Source organism: Bradyrhizobium sp. CCBAU 11357 (assembly GCF_028128865.1).
In the GTDB taxonomy this organism is placed as follows: domain Bacteria; phylum Pseudomonadota; class Alphaproteobacteria; order Rhizobiales; family Xanthobacteraceae; genus Bradyrhizobium.
The window spans coordinates 1-24,220 of record NZ_LBJW01000017.1; the positions used below are offsets into that span (position 1 = coordinate 1).

At 62.7% G+C, this 24,220-nt stretch carries 21 protein-coding genes; 11 read left to right on the top strand and 10 right to left on the bottom strand.

Annotated features, from left to right (window positions below):
• Positions 1 to 1,351 precede the first annotated feature (1,351 nt).
• A complete protein-coding gene (locus XI05_RS05025) occupies positions 1,352 to 1,825 on the bottom strand; it encodes a hypothetical protein (protein ID WP_271499276.1) in 474 nt (157 codons plus the stop codon).
• A 693-nt stretch (positions 1,826 to 2,518) separates the two neighbouring features.
• Between XI05_RS05025 and XI05_RS05030 the strand changes: the two genes are divergently transcribed.
• Positions 2,519 to 2,971, top strand: coding sequence for a hypothetical protein (locus XI05_RS05030; RefSeq protein ID WP_271499278.1), 453 nt, complete (start codon positions 2,519 to 2,521; stop codon positions 2,969 to 2,971).
• A 95-nt stretch (positions 2,972 to 3,066) separates the two neighbouring features.
• Here the strand turns inward: XI05_RS05030 and XI05_RS05035 are convergent, their stop codons facing one another.
• Positions 3,067 to 3,765, bottom strand: coding sequence for a hypothetical protein (locus XI05_RS05035; RefSeq protein WP_271499279.1), 699 nt, complete (start codon positions 3,763 to 3,765; stop codon positions 3,067 to 3,069).
• A 602-nt stretch (positions 3,766 to 4,367) separates the two neighbouring features.
• On the opposite strand from XI05_RS05035, the gene XI05_RS05040 reads away from it, so the two are divergent.
• The 5 genes from XI05_RS05040 to XI05_RS05060 all read left to right on the top strand — a co-directional run bounded on the left by XI05_RS05040 (position 4,368) and on the right by XI05_RS05060 (position 10,713).
• A complete protein-coding gene (locus tag XI05_RS05040; protein ID WP_271499282.1) occupies positions 4,368 to 4,802 on the top strand; it encodes a hypothetical protein in 435 nt (144 codons plus the stop codon).
• A 26-nt stretch (positions 4,803 to 4,828) separates the two neighbouring features.
• Positions 4,829 to 6,376, top strand: a complete 1,548-nt coding sequence (locus XI05_RS05045; protein WP_271499284.1) for a tetratricopeptide repeat protein — start codon at positions 4,829 to 4,831, stop codon at positions 6,374 to 6,376.
• A 194-nt stretch (positions 6,377 to 6,570) separates the two neighbouring features.
• Complete coding sequence (locus tag XI05_RS05050) at positions 6,571 to 8,076, top strand: glucan biosynthesis protein G (protein ID WP_271499286.1); 1,506 nt, start codon at positions 6,571 to 6,573, stop codon at positions 8,074 to 8,076.
• Positions 8,064 to 10,184, top strand: coding sequence for a glucans biosynthesis glucosyltransferase MdoH (gene mdoH / locus XI05_RS05055; RefSeq protein WP_271499288.1), 2,121 nt, complete (start codon positions 8,064 to 8,066; stop codon positions 10,182 to 10,184). The genes XI05_RS05050 and mdoH overlap by 13 nt, the downstream gene beginning before the upstream one ends.
• 208 nt (positions 10,185 to 10,392) lie before the next feature.
• A complete protein-coding gene (locus tag XI05_RS05060; RefSeq protein WP_271499291.1) occupies positions 10,393 to 10,713 on the top strand; it encodes a hypothetical protein in 321 nt (106 codons plus the stop codon).
• A gap of 271 nt (positions 10,714 to 10,984) precedes the next feature.
• Here XI05_RS05060 and iolG read toward each other — a convergent pair whose 3' ends face one another.
• Complete coding sequence (gene iolG / locus XI05_RS05065) at positions 10,985 to 11,977, bottom strand: inositol 2-dehydrogenase (RefSeq protein ID WP_271499294.1); 993 nt, start codon at positions 11,975 to 11,977, stop codon at positions 10,985 to 10,987.
• Between the two features lie 108 nt (positions 11,978 to 12,085).
• Between iolG and iolD the strand changes: the two genes are divergently transcribed.
• From iolD to XI05_RS05085, 4 genes are read left to right on the top strand one after another with little or no spacing between them, the layout of a single operon-like run.
• Positions 12,086 to 13,927, top strand: coding sequence for a 3D-(3,5/4)-trihydroxycyclohexane-1,2-dione acylhydrolase (decyclizing) (gene iolD / locus XI05_RS05070; protein ID WP_271499297.1), 1,842 nt, complete (start codon positions 12,086 to 12,088; stop codon positions 13,925 to 13,927).
• 15 nt (positions 13,928 to 13,942) lie between these two features.
• Positions 13,943 to 14,842, top strand: a complete 900-nt coding sequence (gene iolE / locus XI05_RS05075; RefSeq protein ID WP_271499299.1) for a myo-inosose-2 dehydratase — start codon at positions 13,943 to 13,945, stop codon at positions 14,840 to 14,842.
• A 43-nt stretch (positions 14,843 to 14,885) separates the two neighbouring features.
• Entirely contained in the window at positions 14,886 to 15,941 is a 1,056-nt protein-coding gene (locus XI05_RS05080; RefSeq protein ID WP_271499302.1) for a sugar phosphate isomerase/epimerase family protein, read from the top strand.
• Between the two features lie 14 nt (positions 15,942 to 15,955).
• Complete coding sequence (locus tag XI05_RS05085) at positions 15,956 to 17,131, top strand: Gfo/Idh/MocA family protein (protein WP_271499306.1); 1,176 nt, start codon at positions 15,956 to 15,958, stop codon at positions 17,129 to 17,131.
• A 101-nt stretch (positions 17,132 to 17,232) separates the two neighbouring features.
• On the opposite strand, the gene XI05_RS05090 is transcribed toward XI05_RS05085, so the two are convergent.
• Together XI05_RS05090 and XI05_RS05095 are read right to left on the bottom strand one after the other, a co-directional pair.
• Positions 17,233 to 18,144, bottom strand: a complete 912-nt coding sequence (locus XI05_RS05090) for a sigma-70 family RNA polymerase sigma factor (RefSeq protein ID WP_442869231.1) — start codon at positions 18,142 to 18,144, stop codon at positions 17,233 to 17,235.
• A 16-nt stretch (positions 18,145 to 18,160) separates the two neighbouring features.
• Entirely contained in the window at positions 18,161 to 18,469 is a 309-nt protein-coding gene (locus XI05_RS05095) for a hypothetical protein (RefSeq protein ID WP_271499311.1), read from the bottom strand.
• A gap of 244 nt (positions 18,470 to 18,713) precedes the next feature.
• Between XI05_RS05095 and XI05_RS05100 the strand changes: the two genes are divergently transcribed.
• Positions 18,714 to 19,337, top strand: coding sequence for an MFS transporter (locus XI05_RS05100; RefSeq protein WP_271499314.1), 624 nt, complete (start codon positions 18,714 to 18,716; stop codon positions 19,335 to 19,337).
• Positions 19,338 to 19,356: 19 nt separating this feature from the next.
• Here the strand turns inward: XI05_RS05100 and XI05_RS05105 are convergent, their stop codons facing one another.
• The 5 genes from XI05_RS05105 to XI05_RS05125 form a co-directional block, all read right to left on the bottom strand.
• Complete coding sequence (locus XI05_RS05105) at positions 19,357 to 20,307, bottom strand: LysR family transcriptional regulator (protein ID WP_271499317.1); 951 nt, start codon at positions 20,305 to 20,307, stop codon at positions 19,357 to 19,359.
• Between the two features lie 197 nt (positions 20,308 to 20,504).
• Positions 20,505 to 21,503 (bottom strand): Bug family tripartite tricarboxylate transporter substrate binding protein, encoded by a 999-nt coding sequence (locus XI05_RS05110; protein WP_271499320.1) that lies wholly within the window; start codon positions 21,501 to 21,503, stop codon positions 20,505 to 20,507.
• Positions 21,504 to 21,583: 80 nt separating this feature from the next.
• A complete protein-coding gene (locus tag XI05_RS05115; RefSeq protein ID WP_271499323.1) occupies positions 21,584 to 22,363 on the bottom strand; it encodes an alpha/beta fold hydrolase in 780 nt (259 codons plus the stop codon).
• Between the two features lie 46 nt (positions 22,364 to 22,409).
• On the bottom strand, positions 22,410 to 23,024 hold the full coding sequence (locus tag XI05_RS05120; RefSeq protein ID WP_271499326.1) for an NADPH-dependent FMN reductase: 615 nt from the start codon (positions 23,022 to 23,024) through the stop codon (positions 22,410 to 22,412).
• 46 nt (positions 23,025 to 23,070) lie between these two features.
• On the bottom strand, positions 23,071 to 24,114 hold the full coding sequence (locus XI05_RS05125; protein ID WP_271499329.1) for an LLM class flavin-dependent oxidoreductase: 1,044 nt from the start codon (positions 24,112 to 24,114) through the stop codon (positions 23,071 to 23,073).
• Between the last annotated feature and the right edge of the window lie 106 nt (positions 24,115 to 24,220).

The window sequence follows — 24,220 nt, forward strand, 5'->3', positions numbered from 1 at the left end:
ATTTGCCGCGAGCCATCGACCGTCATCGTGCCATATCAACCTGTTCGAGAGTATTTGCTGGTCTACATGTCTCCGATGGTCATAGCGGATATGTCCGCGATGTGAATCAGCTGACCGTTCCTCAAGGATGAAATGCGGGTGGAAAGCGTGACCATTTGCTGCTTTGTGGCTCTGTTTCTTGATAGATCGTTTTAGGCAATGGCCATACCAGGCGGCGGTGGGCAAGCCATAACGCCGAATGGGCCTTTCGAGAGTTCGGTTACTACCCGCTGTACTCGACCTGACACGGGATTTGGGCTCTGTCGGAATACCGACAACTCTCCACATACTTTAGTAAGCTCAAGCTGACTGTTCCATTGGCGAATTCGCGAGTTAATTGACGACCCGAGGTAATCTCCTGTAATGCCGCTGGAGCCCGGGAGAGTTGCAGATGTAAGATCGCTCTCTTTCGAGCGGCGCTCTTGGCGGCAGTTATGCACATTATCGTCTCGGTCCTGAAGTAGGATAAAAGCTGTGTTTTTCTTGGTCCTGTGTCAGTTTGCTCGCCGCTAGGCCGGTGGAGAAACCAATGCGATCAGGCACGGGCGGTGACTCATCTTGCGCTTGCCTCCCATCATGGTGATCGCGATGATATCCGCGGGAGCATCGCTGACCGCCCACGGCGTCGCACGTCATGTCTCATGGGGATTGGTCACGCGTCACGATCTGAAGCGGGCGATTGAGATTCTCGAAGAATTCAATCGGCCCATGGGCGTGGACCGCGATGTAAATTCCATGTCCGCACCATATGTTCGGCTTGCGGCTTGCTGGGAGACCAGGATGGCGTCTCGCAAGCCTCTGCGCCAGTAAAGATCGCCAGAGCGGTCCGATTAGGCAATGCGCGATTGCGGGTTGCTAAGTTCACTTCGCCGGCGGCTTGCCCGGCGTCTTTGTCTACTGGACAATAGACCGAGCCGCTGCCATGGTGCGGAACGTCGTGGCATCGGCGGTAGGGCTGGTCCACAGCGGCTCCTGCGGTCGTTTGTTCCATAATGCCCGGAAGCATCCACGGTGCAGCTATTCGTTAGGCTATGGGCACGGGGCCCCCTTGGCACATTGCTGCCTCACTTGGGCGCAGTTCTCTTGATCTTCCTCAAGCGATGCCCCTTCTGCAGCAGTGGAGCAGGCGCGCCTGCCGCGCAGCGCTGGCAAAGGCGTCGTGGTCGACGATTCTAAGACGGATCAGCTTCGGGCAAGGCCACGAAACTGAAATCGCATCCATCTTCCAGGGATCCGGCGAGTACCCCGGTTCAAGAGCGGCCCCTCCTCATTGCCTCGACACTGGCTCGGGTGAGCCCCCAATCGTCAGACTTCAGAAAGGCAACTTCCACACGAAATAGAGAAGCGCAGCGATTGCCACCCAGAAAAGTATGCCGCGGAAGATGAAAGCGAGCGCCATTTTAATCGCCATCTTGCCCAAGCCGCTGCGCCATGGCGATTCCATCGATCGCGTCTGCCAGCCCTTCCAAGAAAGTCCGATACCACGCATCATCGTCGGAAGGTCCCATTCTTGTAGGCTGCCGACGTAACGCGTCAGAGCAATCACGTCTGCGATCGTGGTTGGGGTTGAACGGATGAGCACGTTCCCTTGCTCCGCGAGAGCATGGTTCCTTTGACAGCTGATTTCGTCGGCGGCATCAAACTCGGGTCCCGAATCGAGCTTCGCCGATACGGACAGGGCCGCATCGTAATGTGCCAACAGCTCGCGATGACGCTCGATCACTAGGAAGATTAGATCCCGATCGGCTGCAGCAGTCGACTGGGGAGAAATTTCCTGCGATGACAATGTTGGCCCCAAGCAAGTAGCAGGGCTACGTTAGCACGGTGGCCATGATGATAATCAGCGTAGAAGGTCCTTCATCTGCGGTATTTCTGCTCGATCGTCTTGGCATCCAGGCGAGGTCAATGGCTCATTTTTTGAGACGTTTCGCGCACGAGGGCGCGCCTTAGTCGCGGGAAAACGGGCCCGCTCGATCGTTTTGGCGTACATTACAGGCCTTTCAAGCGTCGTCGTCATTTATGAATGCCACGCAACGTGCAGGCGGAGATCCTCGCACAGCCGGCTTGGGGGTGTCCTCGCACCGTTGGCGGAACTTCGTCCGCGTCGTGTGAAGGCGACACCACGACATCGGGTATTCGGCGGCAGGCCCATTCAGCCATCATTCGCGGATCATCCGGTCTGAGCCGGAGTGACGACGCAGTTTGAGGCGTCGACGCCCGCGGTGCGAGCTCTCCGCAAAAGTCTTACGCGGGCGGTTGGATAAGATATCGTAGGTTTGGTCGGTGTGGGGGTAGGCGGTAGCGCTCCCCCGCTACCAAATCCAGCTAAGCAGCTGACATTTTTGCCAGGATTTCGAGTGCATTTGACCCGCTGCTAACGGGCTGCCCTATGCTGCTCGCATCGCTCTGATGTTCGGCTGCTGGGCGTCGGCGCCGCTCGTGCGGCATTGATACGCAACCAGGCCCAGGGTGATGGAGAATGTCCGACCTGCTTGAGCTTGTAGTGCTTCATCGGAGCGGTTGCGGAAGCCCCGCGAAGACGGAGCGGTATACGTTCGATTTCGTCGTTAGCGGGCAATCTCTCTTTGCCGCCACCGGCGCCGCCAGCTTCGATTTGTCTGGTTGTCTTTCGGTTCCTCAACGAGAGCCGGAGCTTGCCCTTCGGATCAACGACAGACTTGCGCGACTTCTAACGTCGGCCGTGCCGATCGGCGGCAATGAGCGCGTGGCTCTGTTTGTCTGTCCGGAATGTGGAGACCTCGCGTGCGGAGCCATCACCGCGATCGTATCGCGGAGCGACGGTATCGTGCGTTGGTCCGACTTTGCGTACGAGAATGGAGATGACAGCGAAACCAAGCTGTCGAAGGTCGGGCCCTTCGCGTTCGACTGGATATCCTACGTGACTGAAATCGAGCGAGCTTGCGCAGGCTGACGGACCGTAGGATGGGTAGAGCGCAGCGAAACCCATCATGTCTCCCCCTGGCAAACATCTCGATGGGTTTCGCTGCGCTCTACCCATCCTACGATCTAATCAAAGTATGTGATCGTTTTCTTCACCACGATTGGCTTCCCCTGATCGAACAGAAATTTGAAATCTCCGTCGCGGGATCGCAGCAACCAGAGTGCCTTGCTCAACGACACCACATAGCTATCAGGAGTGACGACTCTTTGCTGCAGGCAGACCAGCAAGGAGTCGTTCGCCGTGAGCCGAAGGATGTTCGGGAATACAATTCCCTGTTCTCCGAGTGGTTTACTCAGGAGCCCAAAGGTATATTTGAGGTCGCGAATGTCCGTAATTTCTCCTGGCTTTATTACAATCGATGAAAAATCGAACCGCGGATAAATTTTTGTGTCTGGTTCGCCCGCGTCGCAACTCTCGTCTGCCGGTGTCCTGGTGTCATTGTACTTGAGCGCGACCAGCCCAAGGTTGCTGATGCGAGCCTGCCGATTTCCTGAATTGATGTAGGTCAGGCTGATCGGCTGCGTAAATCCAACCCGGTCGGTTTCCGTTGTTATGAGGGGGGCGGAGGATGTGATGAGGACCCTCAGGTCGTCGGTCTGACGAAGCTTCGCCCAAAATCCAAATGCCGAAATGCCGAAGCCGAACACAGTAATTAGAAAGGTCACTATGCTGGCTAGTACGGCTGCCGACCATCGATTTGCCTGAGTTGCCGATGGCTGCGATCGATGACTTCTCAACAAAGCGCGCATCTGCTTGCGATGCATCTCGGCCTCTCCGGCTCGTATGCAAATCAATTGTCTCGTTCTGCAATTTATGGGTGCATTGAATTGAGTGTCAATGACGGGTAGGGGCCCCCGCTTCGGCTTTCGCCGTGAGCTGTCAGTCCTGTTTCGCACCCCGTCAACCCCTCCCCGCAAAAATATTCCACTTTACCGAATTTCGGAAATATCGTATGTGTCGTCCATCCCGGCTCATCTTGAGGGGCGATCGCGTCGTCGTCTTGATCGCGAGCCGGGCTTGCGGTGGACGCGGCAGCGTCGGGCGCGATGGTAGCGGGCAGGGAGGGTAGTCCCCGGTGAGCTCGCGGCCGCGCGCGGACGAACGGCGCTGCTAGGTCTCGTCTCGTCTGTAAGTTTCCGGCTTCGTCGACGGAGCGGGGAATACTGCGGGCGAATTGGCGGGCCGTGCGTACGGCAAAACCGTGTGGTCCTGGCCGTCGTTGCTACGGTCAAGCTCTTGCGGATGCGGCAGTCGCGTCAACCGGCGCGGGTGCCGGTGTATTCCGTGGCGCGAGGGAGGCCAGAAGGAATTCGGCTCCCGGGAGAGCGCGGCATAAGCCGTCCGACCATCGCGCAGGGAAGGCCGAGTGATCGGCACCACCTGTATGCTGCTGTGCGGTTTTCTGCGTGTGCATTTTGCGCAGCAGACCGCGGGTGCGATGTCGGCACCCGGCCTTCCCTGTGCCCTCTTGACTTTCAGAGGGACGAAACATCTGGCAAAGCTCGGGCGAAATCAGCCGCGAGGCTGCGAAGGCGTGTCTGCGATGAAAAGCGCGTGGTGGCAGGCCGCACTCGGGAAGCAAGCGACCGGTTCTGTGATCACCATCACAGGCATGGCCGCCTTCCCCGTCTATACTGCCGGCTCTGAAGCAGGGTGGCGACCATGCGGAATCGGATTGCACTGGTTTTCAGTTTCTTTTTTTTCACTTTTCTGGCAGCCGCTGATCTTGCGGCCGCAGACGACCGGACAATCTGCGCGCAGCGCGGCCATGAAGACCGCATCGCCGCGTGTTCGCGGCTGATCGCAAAGAGCGGCGGGCGCGACGCCTTGGCGTTCGACAATCGCGGTGCCGAATATGGCGACAAGGGCGACTACGATCGCGCAATCTCCGATTTCAGCGAGGCCATCCGCATCGATCCGAAATACGCGCTTGCCTGGCAGCATCGCGGCGCCGCCCTGCTTCGCCGGAACGAGGTGGATCGGGCCATCGCCGACCTGACCGCCTCGATCCGGCTCGATGCATACAATCTGAACGCCTTGAACGACCGCGGCATGGCCTATGCCGCTGCAGGTGATTCCGAGCGCGCGCTTTCGGATTACAATGCAGCGATCCGCATCAATCCGATGTTCAAGTTCGCCTACTTCAATCGAGGGCGGCTCTATGCCGGCAAGGGCGATCACACCCGGGCGATCGCCGAATACTCCGAGGTCATTCGCATTGACCCGACCTACGGTTATGCGTTCAACAATCGCGGACTGTCCTATCAGCACACCGGCCAGTCCGAGCGTGCCGTGGCCGATTTCAGCGAGGCGATCCGGCTTTTGCCGAGGACAACGCTGGCCTACAACAACCGTGGCGACATCTATCTCCTTCAGGGCAGGTACGATCAAGCCCTCGCCGATTTCAACGAGTCGCTGCGCAATGATCCGCAACATCAGAGTGCGCTGGTAAACCGCGGAATGGTGTTCGAGAAGCTGGGCGAGGTCGCAAAGGCCCGCGCCGACTTCAACGCAGCTCTGGCTGCCCCGCAGAAGTACGACAGCGCGAAATGGGCGATGGACAAGGCGCGCGAACGCCTCGCCGCGCTGGACGATACGTCCATCAAGACCGTTCCCGCCACCACCACGTCGGTCATCGCGCTGCCGGGACCGTCAAGTAGAAATGACAGGCGCATCGCGCTCGTGGTCGGAAACTCCGCTTATGAGAATGTCGCAGCGCTCGCCAATCCGGCGCGCGATGCGGCGCTCGTCGCCGAAACGCTCAAGCTCACCGGATTCGATTCCGTCACGCTGCTGACCGATCTGCGCAAGGATGCGTTGACCGCGGCGCTGCGCGACTTTGCAAGGCAGGCGGAAATCGCCGACTGGGCGATGGTATATTACGCCGGTCACGGCATGGAGGTCGGCGGCGTCAACTATCTGATCCCGATCGACGCGAAGATCGCCTCCGACCGCGACGTCAGCTTCGAAGCCGTGGCGCTGGACCAGGTGTTGAACGCGGCGGAACGCGCCAAGCGGCTGCGCCTCATCATTCTCGATGCCTGCCGCGACAATCCGTTCGCCAACCAGATGAAGCGCACCATGACGCTGGCGTCGCGTTCGGTGTCGCGCGGCCTTGCGGCGATCGAGCCCGAGGCGGGCACGCTGGTGGTGTATGCCGCCAAGGACGGAGAGATGGCGCTCGACGGAGTGGGCAGGAACAGCCCGTTCGCCACGGCGTTCGTCAACAATATGAGCAAGCCCGGTCTCGAGGTGCGCCGGCTGTTCGACGTCGTGCGTGATGACGTCATGGAGGCGACCAATCGTGCACAAAAGCCGTTCAGCTACGGATCGGTCTCGGGCCGGCAGGATTTTTACTTCGTTGCCGGGAAATGAGACGCAAGGCTTTGGCTGTCGCGGGCGGGCAGGGAGGGTAGTCCCCGGTGAGCTCGCGGCCGCGCGCCGACGAACGGCGCTGCTAGGTTCGTCTCGTCTGTAAGTTTCCGGCTTCGTCGACGGGGCTCGGTTGGAACTCGTGGGCGCGTCGGCCGTTGCTTGGCCGCGGCAATTGCAAGCGAGTAGGAGAGTACGTGAACCGACGCCAGCTTGTTCAAGGGTCGGCAGCGCTGCCGGCGCTGCTGCTTGCTTCCCGACGCAGTCTGGCCGCCCCTTCGGATGACATGTTCGGGCCGTCCACCGTGAGGGACCTGGCGCGGAGGTTGGCGAGCAAGCCGTACGAGGCGCCGGACGAAAAGCTGCCGGGTGGATTGAAGGACCTGGACTACGATCAGTATCGTTCGATCCGCTTTTTGCCGGAGCGGGCGCTCTGGCGCGGCAAGAATCTTCCGTTCGAGGCGCAGTTCTTCCACCGCGGCTTCTTCTACAAGAACAGGGTGAACATCTTCGAGGTCGCGGACGGAAAGGCGTCCGAGCTCAAGTACCGCAAGGCGGACTTCTCCTTCGGCGAGAAGGTCCCGGCGTTCGAGGACGGCGATCTCGGGTTCGCAGGCTTCCGCATCCATGCTCCGATGAACCGTCCCGACTATTACGACGAGGTCTGCGTTTTCCTGGGGGCGAGCTACTTCCGCGCCGTGGCCAAGGGGCAGACCTACGGACTTTCCGCCCGGGGGCTCTCGATCGATACGGGCGAAGCCAAGGGCGAGGAATTTCCGCTCTTCAAGACGTTCTGGCTCGAGCGGCCGGCGCCGGGTGCGACCTCGCTGGTGATCCATGCCCTGCTCGACAGCAAGAGCTGCGCGGCGAGCTATCGGTTCACGGTGCGGCCCGGGGAGACGACGGTCTTCGACGTCGAAATGTCGGTCTACCCGCGCGTCGAGATGCCGCGGGCCGGTCTCGCGCCCATGACCAGCATGTTCTTTTACGGTCCGAACGACCGCAACGACATCGACGATTTCCGCCCCTCAGTCCACGATTCCGATGGCCTTGGGATATTCAATGGGAAGGGCGAGAGCCTGTGGCGGCCGCTCAGCAATCCCCGCGATCTCCAGATCAGCACCTTCCAGGATCTCAATCCGCGTGGCTTCGGGCTGATGCAGCGGGAGAGAAACTTCTTCGCCTACCAGGACATCGAATCCAGCTTCGAAAAACGCCCAAGTCTCTGGATGGAGCCGATCGGGGATTGGGGCGAGGGCGGCGTCGTGCTGTTCGAGATCCCGACCAAGGAGGAGGTCCACGACAACATCGCCGCCTTCTGGCGGCCGAAAAACCCGCTGCAGGCCAAGGGCGAACACAACTACACCTATCGGCTGCATTGGGGGCCGGATAGCCCGAAGCCGCATTCGCTCGCCAGATTCACGCGAAGCGGGATAGGCGCCAGGGGCGAGGACGCGCGCCTGTTCGTGCTCGATCTGCTCGGCGACAACCTCAAGGGCATCGATCCTGCCGGTGTCAAAGGCGTGGTGACGGCGGAGAAGTCCGAGGTGAAGAACATCGTCACGCAGCCCAATCCCCACACAGGTGGGTGGCGGCTCAGCTTCCAGTGCCAGGTGAAAAGCGAGCCGATCGAGCTGCGGGCGTTCCTGGCCCAAGGCGACAAGCCCTTGTCGGAAATCTGGGTCTACCGATGGGCGCCCTGAGCACGGCACCGCGGCCGATGGCCGGCGATATCGCGACCCAGCGCCTGCTGCCGGGCGAGTCCCCCCTTCCGATGGCTCCCGGCGACCTCGGAAAAAACCGGGTCGCCCACCGCATTCCTGCGCCGGTTGCTCCCGCGATGGCTTGGCGGCGCGGCCTCATCGTCGTCTCGACGGCGGCGCTCACGGCGGCCGGCGGATATGAGATGTATCGCGTGCTGCAGGTCGGCGGCGTCACCGTCCTTGAAGCCATGGTGCTGGCGCTCTTCCTGGTCCTGCTCGCCTGGGTCGCCTTCTCGTTCGCCTCCGCGCTGGCCGGCTTCTTCGTGCTGCTCGCCCATCGTCCGGGCGCCTTCGCGCCGGACGCGGAGCTGCCTGCGATCGCAAGCCGCACCGCCATGCTGCTTCCCACCTACAACGAAGACCCGCACCGATTGACGGCGCGGCTCCGCGCGATCATCGAATCCCTGGAGACGACCTCGCAAGGAAAGCTGTTCGACTGGTACGTTCTGAGCGACAGCACCGATCCGGACATCTGGGTCGCCGAAGAAAAAGCGCTCCTCGCGCTGCGACAGGCGGTGGGGACGCCACGGCTGTACTATCGCCACCGAGGCGAGAATACGGCGCGCAAAGCCGGGAACATCTCCGAGTGGATCACGCGGTTCGGCGGCGCGTACGATTTCATGATCGTGCTCGATGCCGACAGTCTCATGAGCGGGCAGACCATCGTCCGACTGGTCCATGCCATGGAGAGCAATCCGAGCGCCGGGCTCGTCCAGACGCTCCCCATGGTCGTCAACGCGCGAAGCCTGTTCAGCCGAGTCCAGCAATTCGCCGGCCGCCTGTACGGACCGTTGATCGCCGCCGGCGTCGCCTGGTGGCACGGCTCCGAAGGCAATTACTGGGGCCACAACGCGATCATCCGCGTGAAGGCGTTCGCGGAATCGGCCGCGCTGCCGCAGCTGCGCGGGCGCAAGCCATTCGGCGGGCACATCCTGAGCCACGATTTCGTCGAGGCTGCGCTGATGCGGCGCGCGGGGTGGGGCATCTACATGCTGCCGACGCTCGGCGGAAGCTACGAAGAGGTGCCGCCCTCGCTGCTCGATTTCGCAGCGCGCGACCGACGCTGGTGCCAGGGCAATCTTCAGCATCTGGCTGTCGTGCCGGCGCGGGGTCTCCATTGGGTGTCGCGCCTGCATTTCATGGTGGGGATAGGAGCATATCTGACGGCACCGCTCTGGCTGCTGTTCCTCTTGCTGGGGATGCTGATCTCGCTGCAGGCCCGCTTCGTGCGGCCGGAGTATTTTCCGAAGGGTTTCTCGTTGTTTCCGACTTGGCCCGCCCAGGATCCCGTGCTCGCCATCTGGGTGTTCGTCGCCACGATGGGCCTGCTGCTGTTGCCGAAGCTGCTCAGCCTTGTCCTCGTTTGGATGCGGGGCTCGGTGAGGCGCCAGTTCGGCGGCGCGTTGCGTGCTTCGGCCGGAGTTCTCGCGGAGATCATCGTATCCGCGCTGATGGCGCCGGTGATGATGATCTTTCAGTCGATCGCCGTGGTCGAGATTCTGGCCGGCCGCGATGCCGGCTGGCAGACGCAAAGGCGCGACGACGGCACGGTCGAGCGCCGCGAACTCTATCGGAAGTACGGCATTCCAACCTTGTGCGGCGTCGCGATGGCCGCAAGCGCCTACGCCGTTTCGCTGCCCCTGCTGCTTTGGATGTCGCCAGTCGTCGTTGGGCTGCTGTTCGCCGTTCCCATAGGCGCGCTGACCGCCATGCCCGTCTCCGGAAGATTGTTCGTCACCCCCGAAGAACGAGAGCCGCCTCCCGTGCTGCGGCGAGCGAACGAACTGAGCGCGTCGGCGGACGCAGAGGGCAACCGCGCGTTGCTGGAGCTGCGCCAAGACCCCGCGCTCCTGGCCTTCCACCTCGCTCAGCTGCCGCCTCCTCGGCCCACCAGGCCCGACACGGTCGACGCCAACCTGGCGGTCGGACGTGCCAAGATCGATGCCAGCGAGACTTTCGAGGAGGCCGCAGGGCATCTGTCCTCGCGGGAAATCTTTTCGATCTTGAACGACGGTTCGGCGCTCTCAACCGTGTTGCAGAAGCCATAAGGTTTCGGCCTGCCGGGCGCACCCATCGGCGAGAGGCGAGCATTGGGCACGGAGCCCTTGCTTCGATGAGGCCGCCCTGCAGCGCCGCCCGCCTTTCCGCGCCCGCGCTGGACTATTGCGGACGCCTTCGAGGTGATGTTGATGCCCCGCCCCAGGGAACCGGCGAGCTTTGTTCGCTGTTTGCATCCGGGAAGTACGGTGAACCGCGATGAAATGGATGCTGGTGGTTCTGGTCGGCGGCGTGACGCCGGTCAACACAGACTTGCTGTTTGACAAGTTCGCCGATTGCCTTTCGGCGGAAGAGCAGATGCGCAAGCACTATGCTGACGCTTTCGAGGCTTGGGACAAGTGGGCGGCGATGAACATCGAGCGGCGTCGCGACTATTCCAAAGCCCGCGATGCGCAAGCCAAGCGTTTGTTGAGCAATGTTGGAACGTGCGTGCCTCATGGTGACGGCGCCGTCGTGAAGCCGGAGGCCAGCCCTTCACCGACGCCTTCGCCCAAGCCTGCTCCTGAAGCCCAGCGCTAACTTCCCGAAAATCCCAAAAACGTACGGGACCGACAGGAGGGTGCCACCATGCCGTTTAGGCTCATCTACCAAAGCCGCAATCTTCCCTGTGCCCTCTTGGCTCAAGAGGGTGGAGTGACCAGGCAAAGCTCGGGCGACATGCGCCGCGAGAATGCGAAGTTGCGACGGCATCACATTTCCAACGTGCATAAGGCGAGGAATTCCGTCACCGCTCGTTCGTGTCCAAACGGTCTAATGAAGTCATCGCAGGTGGGTCTCGGGGCCCAGCTGGTCAGGCAGCCCCGATCGCGACCGGGCGGCCGGTGCGGGCCGATTCGGTGGCGGCGTCAGCGAGCATCTGGGCGCGCAGCCCGTCCAGACCGGTGGGAGAGGGCGCCGCCTTGCCGGTGCACGCATCGATGAAGGCCGCGAGCTCGGCGCGATAGGCGGCGGCATAGCGTTCGAGGAAGAAGTTCTGCACCGGATCGGCACGGAAGCCCTGGCTGGTCGCGATCTCCAGAGTCGTCTCGTGAATGTTGCCGGCCCGCAGCATCCCCTTCGAGCCATGCACCTCGATGCGCTGGTCGTAGCCGTAAGCAGCGCGACGCGAATTCGAAATCTGCGCGATGCGCCCGCTCGCCGTCTTCATGAGCACGCCAGCCGTGTCGACGTCACCGGCCTCGCCAATGGCCTTGTCCACCAGCGCCGCGCCGAGCGCGAAGACCTCGACCGGCTCCTCCGCCAGCAGGAAGCGCGCCATGTCGAAGTCATGGATCATCATGTCTCGGAACAGGCCGCCCGAGCGCTTGACATAGTCGACGGGCGGGGGAGCGGGATCGCGCGAGATGATGCTGACGATCTCGATCTCGCCGGCCTCGCCGCTGCGCAGCCGCCGCTCCAGGCTTGCGAAGTTCGGATCGAAGCGACGGTTGAAGCCGATCATCAGAGGTCTGCCTGAGGTCTCGACCGCGGCGAGGCAGCGGCGAATGCGGCCCGAATCGAGATCGACCGGCTTCTCGCAGAACACCGCCTTGCCGGCCGCGACGGCGGCTTCGATCAGATCGGCATGCGTGTCGGTCGGCGTGCAGATCAGAATGGCGGCGATGCCGGAATCGCCCAGGATCGCATCCGCATCGGCCACCTTCGCCCCCATCGCCTGCGCCAGCGAGGATGCAGCCTCGCGCGAGGCGTCCGCCACGGCGACGAGCCGCGCATCGCGACGCGCCGCAACATTGAGGCCGTGGATGCGCCCGATCCTGCCGGCGCCGAGAAGTCCAAACCGCATTGTCATCATCATTGCTTGACTATTCGAATAAGCATTCCATTCTCTGCGCCGCCTCGTCAAGGTCGGAGCGTGTGTTCCTGTCGTGGCGCAGTTGAGCGGGAGCAATTGATGGCGACGATCAGGCTCACCATGGCACAGGCGCTCGTCACCGCGATGGCCGCGCAGAAGACGGTGATCGACGGACAGGAGCAGCCGCTGTTCGCCGGTGTCTGGGCTATCTTCGGGCATGGCAATGTGGCGGGGATCGGCGAGGCGCTGTATGCCGCGCGCAACCGTCTGCCGACCTGGCGCGCGCATAATGAGCAGGCGATGGCACATGCCGCGATCGCCTTCGCGAAAGCCTCGCGCCGCCGGCGCATGATGGCGGTGACCAGCTCGATCGGTCCCGGCGCGACCAACATGGTGACGGCTGCGGCCGTCGCTCACGTCAATCGCCTGCCCTTGTTGCTGCTGCCCGGCGATGTCTTTGCCGGGCGCCGCCCTGATCCAGTGCTGCAGCAGATCGAAGATTTCGGCGATGGCACGGTCTCCGCAAATGATTGCTTCCGGCCGGTCTCGCGTTATTTCGATCGCGTCACCAGACCCGAGCAGATCATGCCCGCCTTCGAGCGCGCGATGCAGGTTCTAACGGATGCGGCCGAATGCGGGCCCGTGACGCTCGCGCTGTGCCAGGACGTGCAGACGGAAGCTTACGATTATCCCGACTGGTTCTTCGCCGAACGCGTCTGGCAGAAGCGGCGGGCACGTCCCGACCAGACGCAAATGGCGCAGGCCGCGGCCCTGCTCAAGGCGGCGAGGCGCCCGCTCGTTATCGCCGGCGGAGGCGTGCTCTATAGTGAGGCGGAAGACGCTCTCGCCGCCTTCTGTACGGCGCACGGCATCCCGGCGGCGGAAACGCAGGCCGGTAAGAGCGCGCTGCCTCACGACCATCCGCTCAATCTCGGCGCGATCGGCGTCACCGGCACGGGCGCAGCCAACGATGCTGCGCGCAAGGCCGATCTCGTGCTGGGGATTGGCACGCGCTTGCAGGATTTCACCACGGGCTCACGCTCGCTCTTCGCCGATCCAGATTGCCGGATCATCGGTCTCAATACGCAAACCTTTGATGCCGGCAAGCACCGCGCGCAGCCGCTCGTCGCCGATGCCAAGGCCGCATTGGCGGAGCTCGGCGCCGCGCTTCAAGGCTGGACGGCACCTACAACCTGGACCAAGCAGGCAAGACTGGCCCGCACAGCCTGGCTGGACACGGCAGCGCGCTACCTGGCTGCCGGCAACGAAGCCTTGCCGAGCGACGCTCAGGTGATCGGCGCGGTTCAACGCCGTAGCCGGCCAAGCGATGTCGTGCTTTGCGCGGCCGGCGGCTTGCCCGGCGAGCTGCACAAGCTCTGGCAGCCGGGCGCGCCCGGCGGCTACCACATGGAATACGGCTATTCATGCATGGGCTACGAGATCGCCGGCGGACTAGGCGTCAAGCTCGCCGATCCCACGCGCGACGTGATCGTGATGGTCGGCGACGGCTCCTATTTGATGATGAATTCCGAGATCGCGACGTCAGTGATGTCAGGTGCGAAGCTCATCATCGTCGTGCTCGACAACCGCGGCTTCGGCTGCATCAACCGGCTCCAGAACGCGACCGGCGGCGCGTCTTTCAACAACCTGCTGCGCGACGCGCGTCACGAGACCCTGCCCGAGATCGACTTCGCAAGCCACGCCGCCGCGATGGGAGCGATTGCGCGCAAGGTCGCAGGGCTCACCGAGCTGGAAGCAGCGCTCGACGAGGCGCGGCGCCACGATCGAACGAGTGTCGTGGTGATCGACACCGATCCCTTGCGCGCGACCGAGGCCGGCGGCCATTGGTGGGATGTGGCGGTGCCGGAGGTCTCGGAGCGCGCCGAGGTCGAGGCCGCCAGGCGCAATTATGTCGAGGCGCTCGCGCGCCGCAAGGACTGATCGAGCGAGGACGACATGCCTATCCGGATCGGAGCGAACCCTATCGGCTGGTCGAACGACGATCTCCAGGAGATCGGCGGCGAGACGCCGCTCGAGACGTGCCTCGCCGAAGCGCGCGAGGCGGGTTTCGAAGGCATGGAGCTCGGCCACAAATTTCCGCGCGAGCCGCAGGCCCTGAAGGCTGCGCTCGCGCCCTTCGCCATGGACTGCATCTCCGGCTGGTATTCGGCGCAGCTCTTGAGACGCGATGCCGACGAGGAGATGCGGCATCTGCGACCGCATCTCGATCTCCTCAAGGCAATGGGATCGACCGTGCTGGTCTTTGCCGAGACCTCGAATGCGATCCATGGCGATCGCGGCAAGCCGCTATCGCAGCGGCCGGTCATGAAAGCGGGCGATTGGGCGGAGTTCGGCCGCCGCATCACCGAGGTCGCGAAGCGTACGCTCGCCGAGGGCGTCAGGCTGGTCTTCCATCATCACATCGGCACCATCGTCGAAAGCGCCGATGATATTGACGCTTTCATGGGCGCGACCGGCGAGGCTGCTCATCTCCTGCTCGACACCGGCCACGCCACGTGGGGCGGTGCGGATCCGGCTGCGCTGGCCCGAAAATATCGGACCCGCATCAGCCACGTCCACGCCAAGGACGTACGTCCTGCAGTGATGGAGCAAGCGCGCAGCGAGGATTGGAGCTTCCTTGATGCCGTGTTGGGGCAGGGCAGCGAGCTCGGCATCTACACTGTGCCAGGCGATGGCATGGTCGATTACCCCGCTGTCTTCCGCGAGCTCAGGGGTTATTCCGGTTGGATCGTGATCGAGGCCGAGCAGGATCCGCTTAAGGCACAACCGCTGACCTATGCCAAGCAGGGTATGGCCCATCTGAAGCAGAGCCTGAAGCTGGCTGGGCTCGCCTGAGCCCCCAGGGCCTATCAGTGTCCAAGGCAGAAGGAGGCATTCGATGAAGATGATCAAAGGGCCTGCGATATTCCTGGCTCAGTTCGCTGCCGACGCGGCGCCGTTCAACTCGCTCGATGCGATGTGCGGATGGGCGGCATCCCTGGGCTACAAGGGGATTCAGATTCCGAGTTGGGATGGGCGGCTGTTCGACCTGAACAAGGCCTCGGAGTCTCAGACCTATGCCGACGAGGTGAAGGGCATTGCGGCTCGCCACGGCCTTGCCATCACCGAGCTTTCGACCCATCTGCAAGGCCAGCTCGTCGCCGTTCACCCGGCCTATGACGCGGCATTCGACGGCTTCGCCGCGCCGGAGGTGCGTGGCAACCCCAAGGCCCGCACGGAATGGGCCGTCGATCAGGTCAAGCGCGCCATCTTGGCGTCCAGGCGCCTCGGGCTGACTGCCCAGGCGACTTTCTCCGGCGCGCTGGCCTGGCCCTATGTCTATCCCTGGCCACAGCGTCCCGCCGGCCTGATCGAGACCGCCTTCGACGAGCTCGCCAGGCGCTGGCGGCCCATCCTCGACTATGCCGAGGAGCACGGTGTCGATCTCGCCTATGAGATCCACCCGGGCGAGGACCTGCACGACGGTGTTTCCTACGAAATGTTCCTGGAGAGGGTGAACAACCATCCGCGCGCGAACCTGCTCTACGATCCCTCGCACTTCGTGCTGCAACAGCTCGACTATCTCGACTACATCGACATCTACCATCAGCGCATCAAGGCGTTTCACGTCAAGGACGCCGAGTTCAATCCGACCGGCCGCCAGGGCGTCTATGGCGGATTCCAGAGCTGGGTCGACCGTGCCGGCCGCTTCCGCTCGCTTGGCGACGGCCAGGTCGATTTCGGCGCCATCTTCTCCAAGCTCACGCAATACGACTACGACAGCTGGGCGGTGCTCGAGTGGGAGTGTGCCCTGAAACATCCCGAGCAAGGCGCGGCCGAGGGCGCCGAGTTCATCCGAAACCACATCATCCGGGTGACGGAAAAGGCCTTCGACGATTTCGCAGGCAGCGGCACTGATGCTGCTGCCAACCGCAAGATGCTCGGCATCTCCTGAAGAGAGGGTGCAACATGGCTATCGAAGCAAGCACTGAAACCGGCGGCCATCGTCGGATCCGCCTCGGCATGGTCGGCGGTGGCCAGGGTGCCTTCATCGGTGCCGTCCACCGCATTGCCGCGCGCATCGACGACCAGTTCGAGCTGGTCGCCGGCGCGCTCGCGTCGGATCCGGTTCGAGCCAAAGCCTCCGCAAAGGAGCTCGGCATCGCTGACGACCGTGCCTATGGCTCGTTCGAGGAGATGGCGCGGGCAGAAGCGGCGAGAGCGGATGGCATCGAGGCGGTCTCGATCGTGACGCCCAATCACATGCACAGCCCGGTCGCGAAAGCCTTCCTTGACGCCGGCATCCACGTCATCTGCGACAAGCCGCTGACGACAACGGTTGCGGAGGCCGAGGAACTGGTGGCGCTGGTCAGGAAGACGGGCAGGATCTTCGTCGTCACGCACAATTACACCGGCTATCCCATGGTCCGGCAAGCGCGCGCGATGATCGCAAATGGCGAACTCGGCGAGATCCGTCTCGTCAAGGCCGAGTATCTGCAGGATTGGCTGACCGAGCCATTGGAAACCACCGGCCAGAAGCAGGCGGCATGGCGCACGGACCCGGCCCGGTCCGGCGCCGGCGGATGCATCGGCGACATCGGCACCCATGCCTACAATCTGGCCTGCTTCGTCACCGGGCTCGCGCTCGACGAATTGCTCGCGCAATTGTCGACCTTCGTCGAGGGGCGGCGGCTCGACGATGATGTCCAGATTCTCCTCAAGTGGAAGGGCGGCGCCAAGGGCATGCTGTGGGCGAGCCAGGTCGCCGCCGGCAATGAGAACGGGCTCACGCTGCGCGTCTACGGCAGCAAAGGCGGTCTCGAATGGGCGCAGGAGAATCCGAACCATCTCTGGTTCACGCCGTACGGCCGGCCGAAGCAGCTCCTGACGCGCGGTGGGGCCGGCACATTGGCCGACGCCGCCCGCGTTAGCCGCATCCCCTCAGGTCACCCTGAAGGCTACCTCGAAGGTTTCGCGACCATCTATGCCGAAGCAGCGCGCGCCATCCGCGCGGCACAGGCCGGCCAAAAGCCGGATCCTGAGGTGATCTTCCCAACCGTCGAGGATGGTCTGGCAGGGGTGCAGTTCATCGATGCTGCTGTGAAGTCCGCAACAAGCAAGGGCGCTTGGGTTCGGATGACGTAGCTGCAGTGCCTTGGGGGCGTGCCTTGGGGCGCGGCACCGATGGCAACTCCAATGGCCCGCTCCGTGACTGAACCCAGTGCATCGAAACGCTGGTCGGGCTCCTAACGCCCGATCTTGTCTTGGTCGACCAGGATGTCAGCGTCTTCGGCAACGTACGAGGCATGCCTGAAGTCCCGTATCCTGGCGACTTTGCCCGACGCCCATCCGAGCAGGATGAAGTATTTGGGCTTTGAACCGGGGATCGCCGCGGGATCGAGCACCAGGACGGCCGGACGGCCTTCGACGAGGCCCGGTACGAGATGCCAGTCATTGATTTTTGCATAGTTGCCGAAGTAACGCGACACCTCGGCCTTGCCGGTCATTCGCGTCTTGTTGACCAGATCGAGCTTGACGTCCTCGGCGATCATGGCGCGGATCGCATCGAAATCCCTTGCATTGAAATGATCGACATAATTGGCGAGCCGCGCGCGGTCGGCTGCCGACAGGCGCGCAGGCGGCGCATCGTCGCCTTCCTCTGCAAGCTCGCGCAACTGCGTGCGGCCGCGATGCAGCGCAGCCTTTACTGCGGGCAGGCTCGAGTCCATCACATCGCAGATCTCCTGAAGCGAGCAGCCGAGCACGTCCATCAGGATCACGCTTGCGCGTTGGCCAACCGGCAGGCGCATGAAGGTGCGCAGGCTGGCCGCAGCGATCTGGCGGCTGGCGACCGTGTCGATCTCGTCGACGATCATGTCCACCTCCTGAAGCGAATGCAGTGCCTCTTGCCGGTTGCGCCGGCGCAGGAAATCGAGCGCCGTATTGTGGGCAATCCGGAACAGCCAGCCCTCCGGATTGCGGATCGGGCCGGCCGTAGGGGCCGCCTCCACGGCCTTGATCAACGCGTCCTGCAGTACGTCTTCTCCGTCGATGGCGGATCCGACCATGCGTGCGCAATAGCGGTGCAGCCGCGGCCGGATAGCCACCAGGAGCGCCGGAATGTCGTGGGCCGCGCTTTCCCGAGCCGAGTTCATCATGTCTCCACCACGAGCCCTATGGCTCCGCCAGCACGCGATAATTGCCGACGACAATAGCACCGTTGCGCACCGGCGGCTCGGCGCAGCGGTCGCGCAAACCGTTCTGAAAGGCTTGAAAGGCCGCAAGCTTCGGCAGCGGTGACGAGCCGTCCTCGGCCGTGGTTTCGACGATGTGGATGAAGGTGTTGTCCTCGAGCCGCAACGTCAAGTAACGCACCCCCTCCGGGTGCGCCGCCTTCAGCTCGGCAAACACCGCCTCGACCAGCTCGGCATTCTTGTCGGCCATGTCGGCCTTGGTCCTGTAGCGGATCACGTTTCGTTTCATCGCTGTCTCCTCATCTCACCGCAGCACGAACTTGCGGCTTCTCGATCAATAGGACGTCTGGCTGGGTCCAAAGGATGCGGCCCGCACAAGTTTTTTTCAGCCAGCATCCTTGGGCTCTCCTGCTTCGTCCTCTCCGCGACGGCGCCGTTCCGGCCCCAAGATGGAGATTGATGAGATGCAAGACGCTCCCACCCCCGCGGAGAAGACCTGGGTACTCGCCCTGACCTCGCTTGCCTCGTTCATGATGGCGCTGGATGCGATGGTCCTTACGACGGCGTTCGCAGGTATCCGCATCGAGTTCTCGAGCTCGGTCGAGACACTGCAATGGACTGTTAACGCCTATAATCTCGCTTTCGCCGTGCTGCTGCTGTCCGGAGCCGCGCTCGGCGACCGGTTCGGGCGGCGCAGGATGTTTGCTGGCGGCATCGCGCTGTTCACTGTGACGGGACTGATCATGCAGGCGATCGGGCTTGGTTGGATTGCCTTCATCGCTTCGCCCGACGTCGCCTACGCCGCGCTGATTGCTCCGCTGGTGATCGCCGGCGTTGGGGTGTCCATGGCGATGCCCGCGGCGCAGAACGCCATCCTGAGCTCGGTTTCATTGGCTGAAATGGCAAAGGCTTCGGGCATCTTCAACATGGGCCGATTTCTCGGCGGCATGTTCGGGATTGCGGCGCTGGTTGCCACTTTCTCGGCGAATGGCGCAATGGACAGCGCGGCTCATTTCGCCGACGGTTTCGAGGCAGCGATGACATTGGCGGCGCTGTTGTCGCTGGTCGGCGCGTGGATCGGCCTATTGCTGCCGGCCAGGAAACCGGTATCCACCGCGGCAGCGCCGCAAATGGTATCGCGAGCGCCGGGACGTTGATCCCAATCAGGTCATGGCCTTACTTTCGCCTGGTCGGACGTCGCGCGGTGATTTTACGCGGCTGCGCCATGTGCCGGGCTTCCTCGAAGATGATGTCGCGCAACCAGATGCTGGCCTGGTCACTGTTGTGGAGTGTGGGCCACTGGACGGCTTCAGCAAGAGATGGAAGCGGAAGCGGGAGCTTGACGATCTTGAGATCGAACAGTTCCTCGAAGTAGCTAGCCAGCCGCGAGTGCATGGTCGCGATACGATTGGTGCCCAAAAGCAGTGCCGGTATCAGGCCAAAGCTCGGCACGACGACTTCGATGCGCCTCTTGAGGCCATGCTCCAGCAAGAACCGTTCTTCGACCGACGGCTTCCGCATCCGTCCGGACTGGACTGCGACGTGTCCCATTGACATGTATTGTTCAAGCGTGAGCTTTCGCGACAATTGTGCGTTGGAGGGGCAGCCCACGCAGACGAGCGTCTCATCGAACAGCTTGGCCTTGGGATGAGCGTTCGAAAGAAACAGGTCTGGAAAAATGAGAAAGTCCACCTCGCCGCGGCGAAGAGGCTCGTCTGCCGGATGATCGAACTGAATGAGCTCGAAAGAAATCCCGGGTCCTTCCCGCGACACGCGTTGCACGATCTTCCTGAAGAAGACCAGGAGCATGAAGTCGGACAGGACCACCCGGAAGCGTCGATCGGACTTGCCGGGATCGAATGTCTCGCGAGAAACGATTGACAGCTGGATGTGCAGCAGCGCCTCGCGAGTCGGGCTCGCCAATGCCTCGGCAAGCGGTGTAGGGACCAGCTGGCGTCCTTGCATGGTGAAGAGGTCGTCGCGGAAGTAATCGCGCAGCCGCGCCACGGCCGCACTCATCGCCGGTTGGCTCAAGTTGAGGCTGCGTGCCGCAACCGTGAGGCTGCGCTCGGTCATCAACGCGTCGAGCGCTGCGAGCAAGTTCAGGTCGAGACCTTTGAAGCGCATGGTACATGCATTCATTTGCAGTGATGCCGGGACGCAGGATCATCAGCTTACTCGTGCCGGCGATGATCGCAATGCTTGCCTGGCGCACGTGCGCGATCGCCTGACGTGACCGTCTTCGACCCGCTCGGCCCGCCTCGAACGCTGCTGGTGGATCTCTCCCTTCCGCTTCGGTTCGAAACGGGAAGACGCTGACTTCGCTAATTGCCGGCCACGATTCCACGTTCGCGGATGATTGCGCCGAACCGCTCGGAATCCCCGCGGGCCCTCGCGCCGAACTCAGCGGAAGACATCGCCGCAGGTACGTTGCCGACGGCCATGATGCGGTCCTTCACCGCGACCGTCGCGAGCGCCCGGTTGATCTCGGTATTGAGGCGTACGATGATCTCGGCCGGTGTTCCGGCAGGTGCATAGACGCCGAAGACCGCGTCGGCGTCGAAGCCGGTCAGGCCAAGCTCATCCAGCGTCGCCACGTCGGGAAGTTGAGGCGAGCGCTGCGGGCTTCCGATCGCAATCGCCCGCAGGACCCCGGTCTTCACATGCTCGATGGCGATACCGGGGTCGAACAGGAAGTCGATCTGCCCGGCAAGCAAGTCGTTTAGCGCCGGAGCTGCACCCCGATAGGGCACATGCATGGCATCCGTGCCGGTCATCTTCTTGAGCAACTCCGCTGCGAGATGCGGAGAGCTGCCGATGCCGGGCGATCCGAAATTGCGCTTGCCGGGGTTGGCCTTGAGATCGGCGACGAATGCCTTGAAATCCTGAGCCGGATTGGTCGCGCGAACGACGAGGTAGAACGGGACGCGCGCGACGGAGGCGACGGGAACGATATCCTTCGTCGGATTGAAGGGCATGTTGGCATACAGATGCGGATTGATAGCGACCATGCCGCCCGACGACATCAGCAAGGTGTAGCCGTCCGGTGCCGCGCGGGCCACCATCTCGCCGCCGAGATTTCCGTTGGCGCCAGCCTTGTTTTCGACGACCACCGGCTGACCAAAGGTCTCGCTGAGCGACTGTCCGATCAGACGGGCGAGCAGGTCGGCAGCTCCACCCGCAGGGAAGTTGACGATGAGGCGAATGGGATGGGTGGGCCAAGGGGGCGGCGAAGAGGCGGATGGAGGGCTGGCCGAAGTCTGCGCCAACAATGGCGATATCATGCTTGCGGCGAGAGCGAGTGCAATCGCGATGGCCTTCATGTACGTCTCCCTGAAGTCTTGTGGTGATTGGAAAGGTCGATCGCCGCTTGAACGCCCGCTGGAGGTGGCAACCCTACAATTCAACCCGCGAGGAAATCGCCAATCGCCCTGACGCAGGCCGGGTCCTCCTGCATGGCCAAGTGCCCGACATCAGGAACGATATGGATGCGGGCGTTCGGAATTTCTCTTGCCCAGAGCTCCGCCTGGCCGGATGGTGCGACCCTGTCCTTGCTGCCCCAGAAGATGAGCGTCTCGTTGGGGATCCGCCTCAGCCATCGGCGGAGGTTCGGGTGCCCCATGCCGTGAGACTTCTGGATGTTGCGCAGCGCGTTGCTTTCTTTCTCCCTTGCCGCGATGAATTGTTCTGGCGGAGGCGCAAGGGTGCCTCCAGGGAAATACCGGGCTGCGACCTCCGTTCGGTGAGCCAGATATTGTGGGAGCTCCTGCGGAGCGATCTTCGATGGGTCGGCACCTCGATGATCGGGGTCATTGAGCCCGGCCGGCGCATTGAGCACCAATCGAGCAAAACGTTCACCGGCGACCGCGGCGATCTCCGCCGCCATCCACCCGCCCATGGAATGGCCGACGAGGTGCGGTCGATCCAGTCCGAGTGCTGTGATGATGCTCAGGTTATGAACGATCAGGTCCTGCATTCCGCAGATGTGTGGCGCAGGCCCGCTTTCGCCGAAGCCGGGGTGAAACGGCAAATAGACCCGAAACCGATCGGCTAAACCGCGCGCCCATTCGTGTCCCTCGATCGTTGCTGCGCCGTGCAGCGCCAGGACAGCCGGGCCCTTTCCGATGACCTTGATCACGGTATCGACGCCGTCCAGCTCGAGTCTTCTCGTTTCGAATGTCACTTCACACTCCCTTGCTGTCGACGTGGTCCCCCGGTTGCGTCGGGACCTATGGGTCGGCCGTTGCCTCGGTCGGGATGGGCTGTGCTCTCTGTCTGCCAAGTCGCTGCATGCGCGCGAAGTCGATCACCTGGTGCCCGACCGTCTCCAGCTGGCGCTTGGTTGCCTTGTCGGTGCAATTGCCGTCGGCATCGAACAGGGGCACTGACGTGTTCAACATTGCGCCAAGCGGCGTGGGCCAGCCCCTGAGCGAGTGCGCAATCGTCCGCAAGGCGGCCAAAGTCTGCCCAACGGCCTGCCAGCCGCCGGCGCATGCGATGCAGCCGACTGGAACGCCGTCAAGGTACGCGCGCGCGTCCGTTCTGAGCTCTTCTGCGTAATCGAGGGCGTTCTTGATCAATCCCGATATTGACCCGTGGTAGGCGGGGGACGAGATGATGAGACCGTGGCACTCGCGTAGCGCGGCCAGCAAGCGAGACGCCTGCTCCGATTGCGGTTGCCCTGGCATGTACATCGGCAGAACAAGCTCCGCGCCGGAGAGAAGAAGGGTCCTGGCGCCGCGCTCCGCGGCCGCCTTGAGACTGACCGCGAGCGCGCGTTCCGATGAGGACCCCGCCCGCGGCGTGCCACCAATTCCGACAATGAGAGGTCTGTCCTGCATCATCCTTCTGCTCCCGCTCTTGTCTCCGCTCGTCGGCCGATGAGGCCGATCAACCGACCTGCGCGCGGTGCAGTTGAGGAATGACCTCCTCGCCAAAGAGGGCGAGCGATTCGCGGCGGCGTCCCGAAACGCTCCTCCCCAGCATCGCGAGCAAATGGCCTGCACCGCATCTGCGGCATTGATCGATGATTTGCTCAGCGACTTGCGCCGGCGTGCCCGCGATATAGTCATCGTCATGCAATGAAAATCCGGCCCCGGCTCTCGGTGCATCGAGCGTCGAGTGGGCGGCGTGCTTGACGACGCGGGGATCGCCAGCCACGATCTTCAGGGTGGCGTCCTTCGCAGCCTTGGCTTCTTCTCGCGCCTCGGCTGCATCGCGGGAAATGGAGATATTGCGCCGAATCGCGAGCTGATCGCGCCCCGCCGGCATTCCCAGCCGGGCACATTCGGTTCGATAGACCTCGAAGATCTCCGAAATGCGCGTGACGGACTCGAAGCCGGTGCAAATCTTCGATCGTCTTTGGGCGGATTTCTGCGCAGATCCGGTGCTTACGACGGTCGTCCATTTCGGCGGCGCGCTCTGCAGGAAGACGCCTGGCATCAGGTTGATGCCTTCGAGCTTCCAATATTTTCCGCTGTGGCTGATGACCGGGTTCACCAGGGCGGCATCGAGGATCTCGAGAGCCTCATTGAACCGCTCTCGGGCGTCCTCCATTCCCAGGCCAATTCGCTGCAGCTCCTGGGGCACGCCGGCTGCAAAGCCGATCTCGAGGCGGCCGTTGGTCAGGTGGTCCAGCATCGTCAGCTCTTCGATGATGCGCCACGGCTCATAGAAGGGCACGACGTTGCCCATCGTTCCCAGGCGCAGCCGAGTGGTGTGGCGCGCCACAGCTGCGATCAGCAGATTGGGAGAAGGGCTCAACGAGTGGCCGAAGTGATGCTCACTGAAGAATATTCCTTCGAAGCCGAGCCGTTCGGCTTCGAGCCAGAATGCGTACCCTTCGTTGAACGCAGCGGACACGGCGCCGGCCGGGGTCTCCCCATCGCTCGGATGCGGAGCCTGCATGAACTCGAAAATCCACGGCTTGATCAAATGCGTTCTCCCCTTGCATCGGCAGCCTCTCCGAGCTGCGCACTGCCCGATTAGCGGGGATGTTCAGATTTGAAAAATCGATTGTTTTGATCTGTGACATTCACAC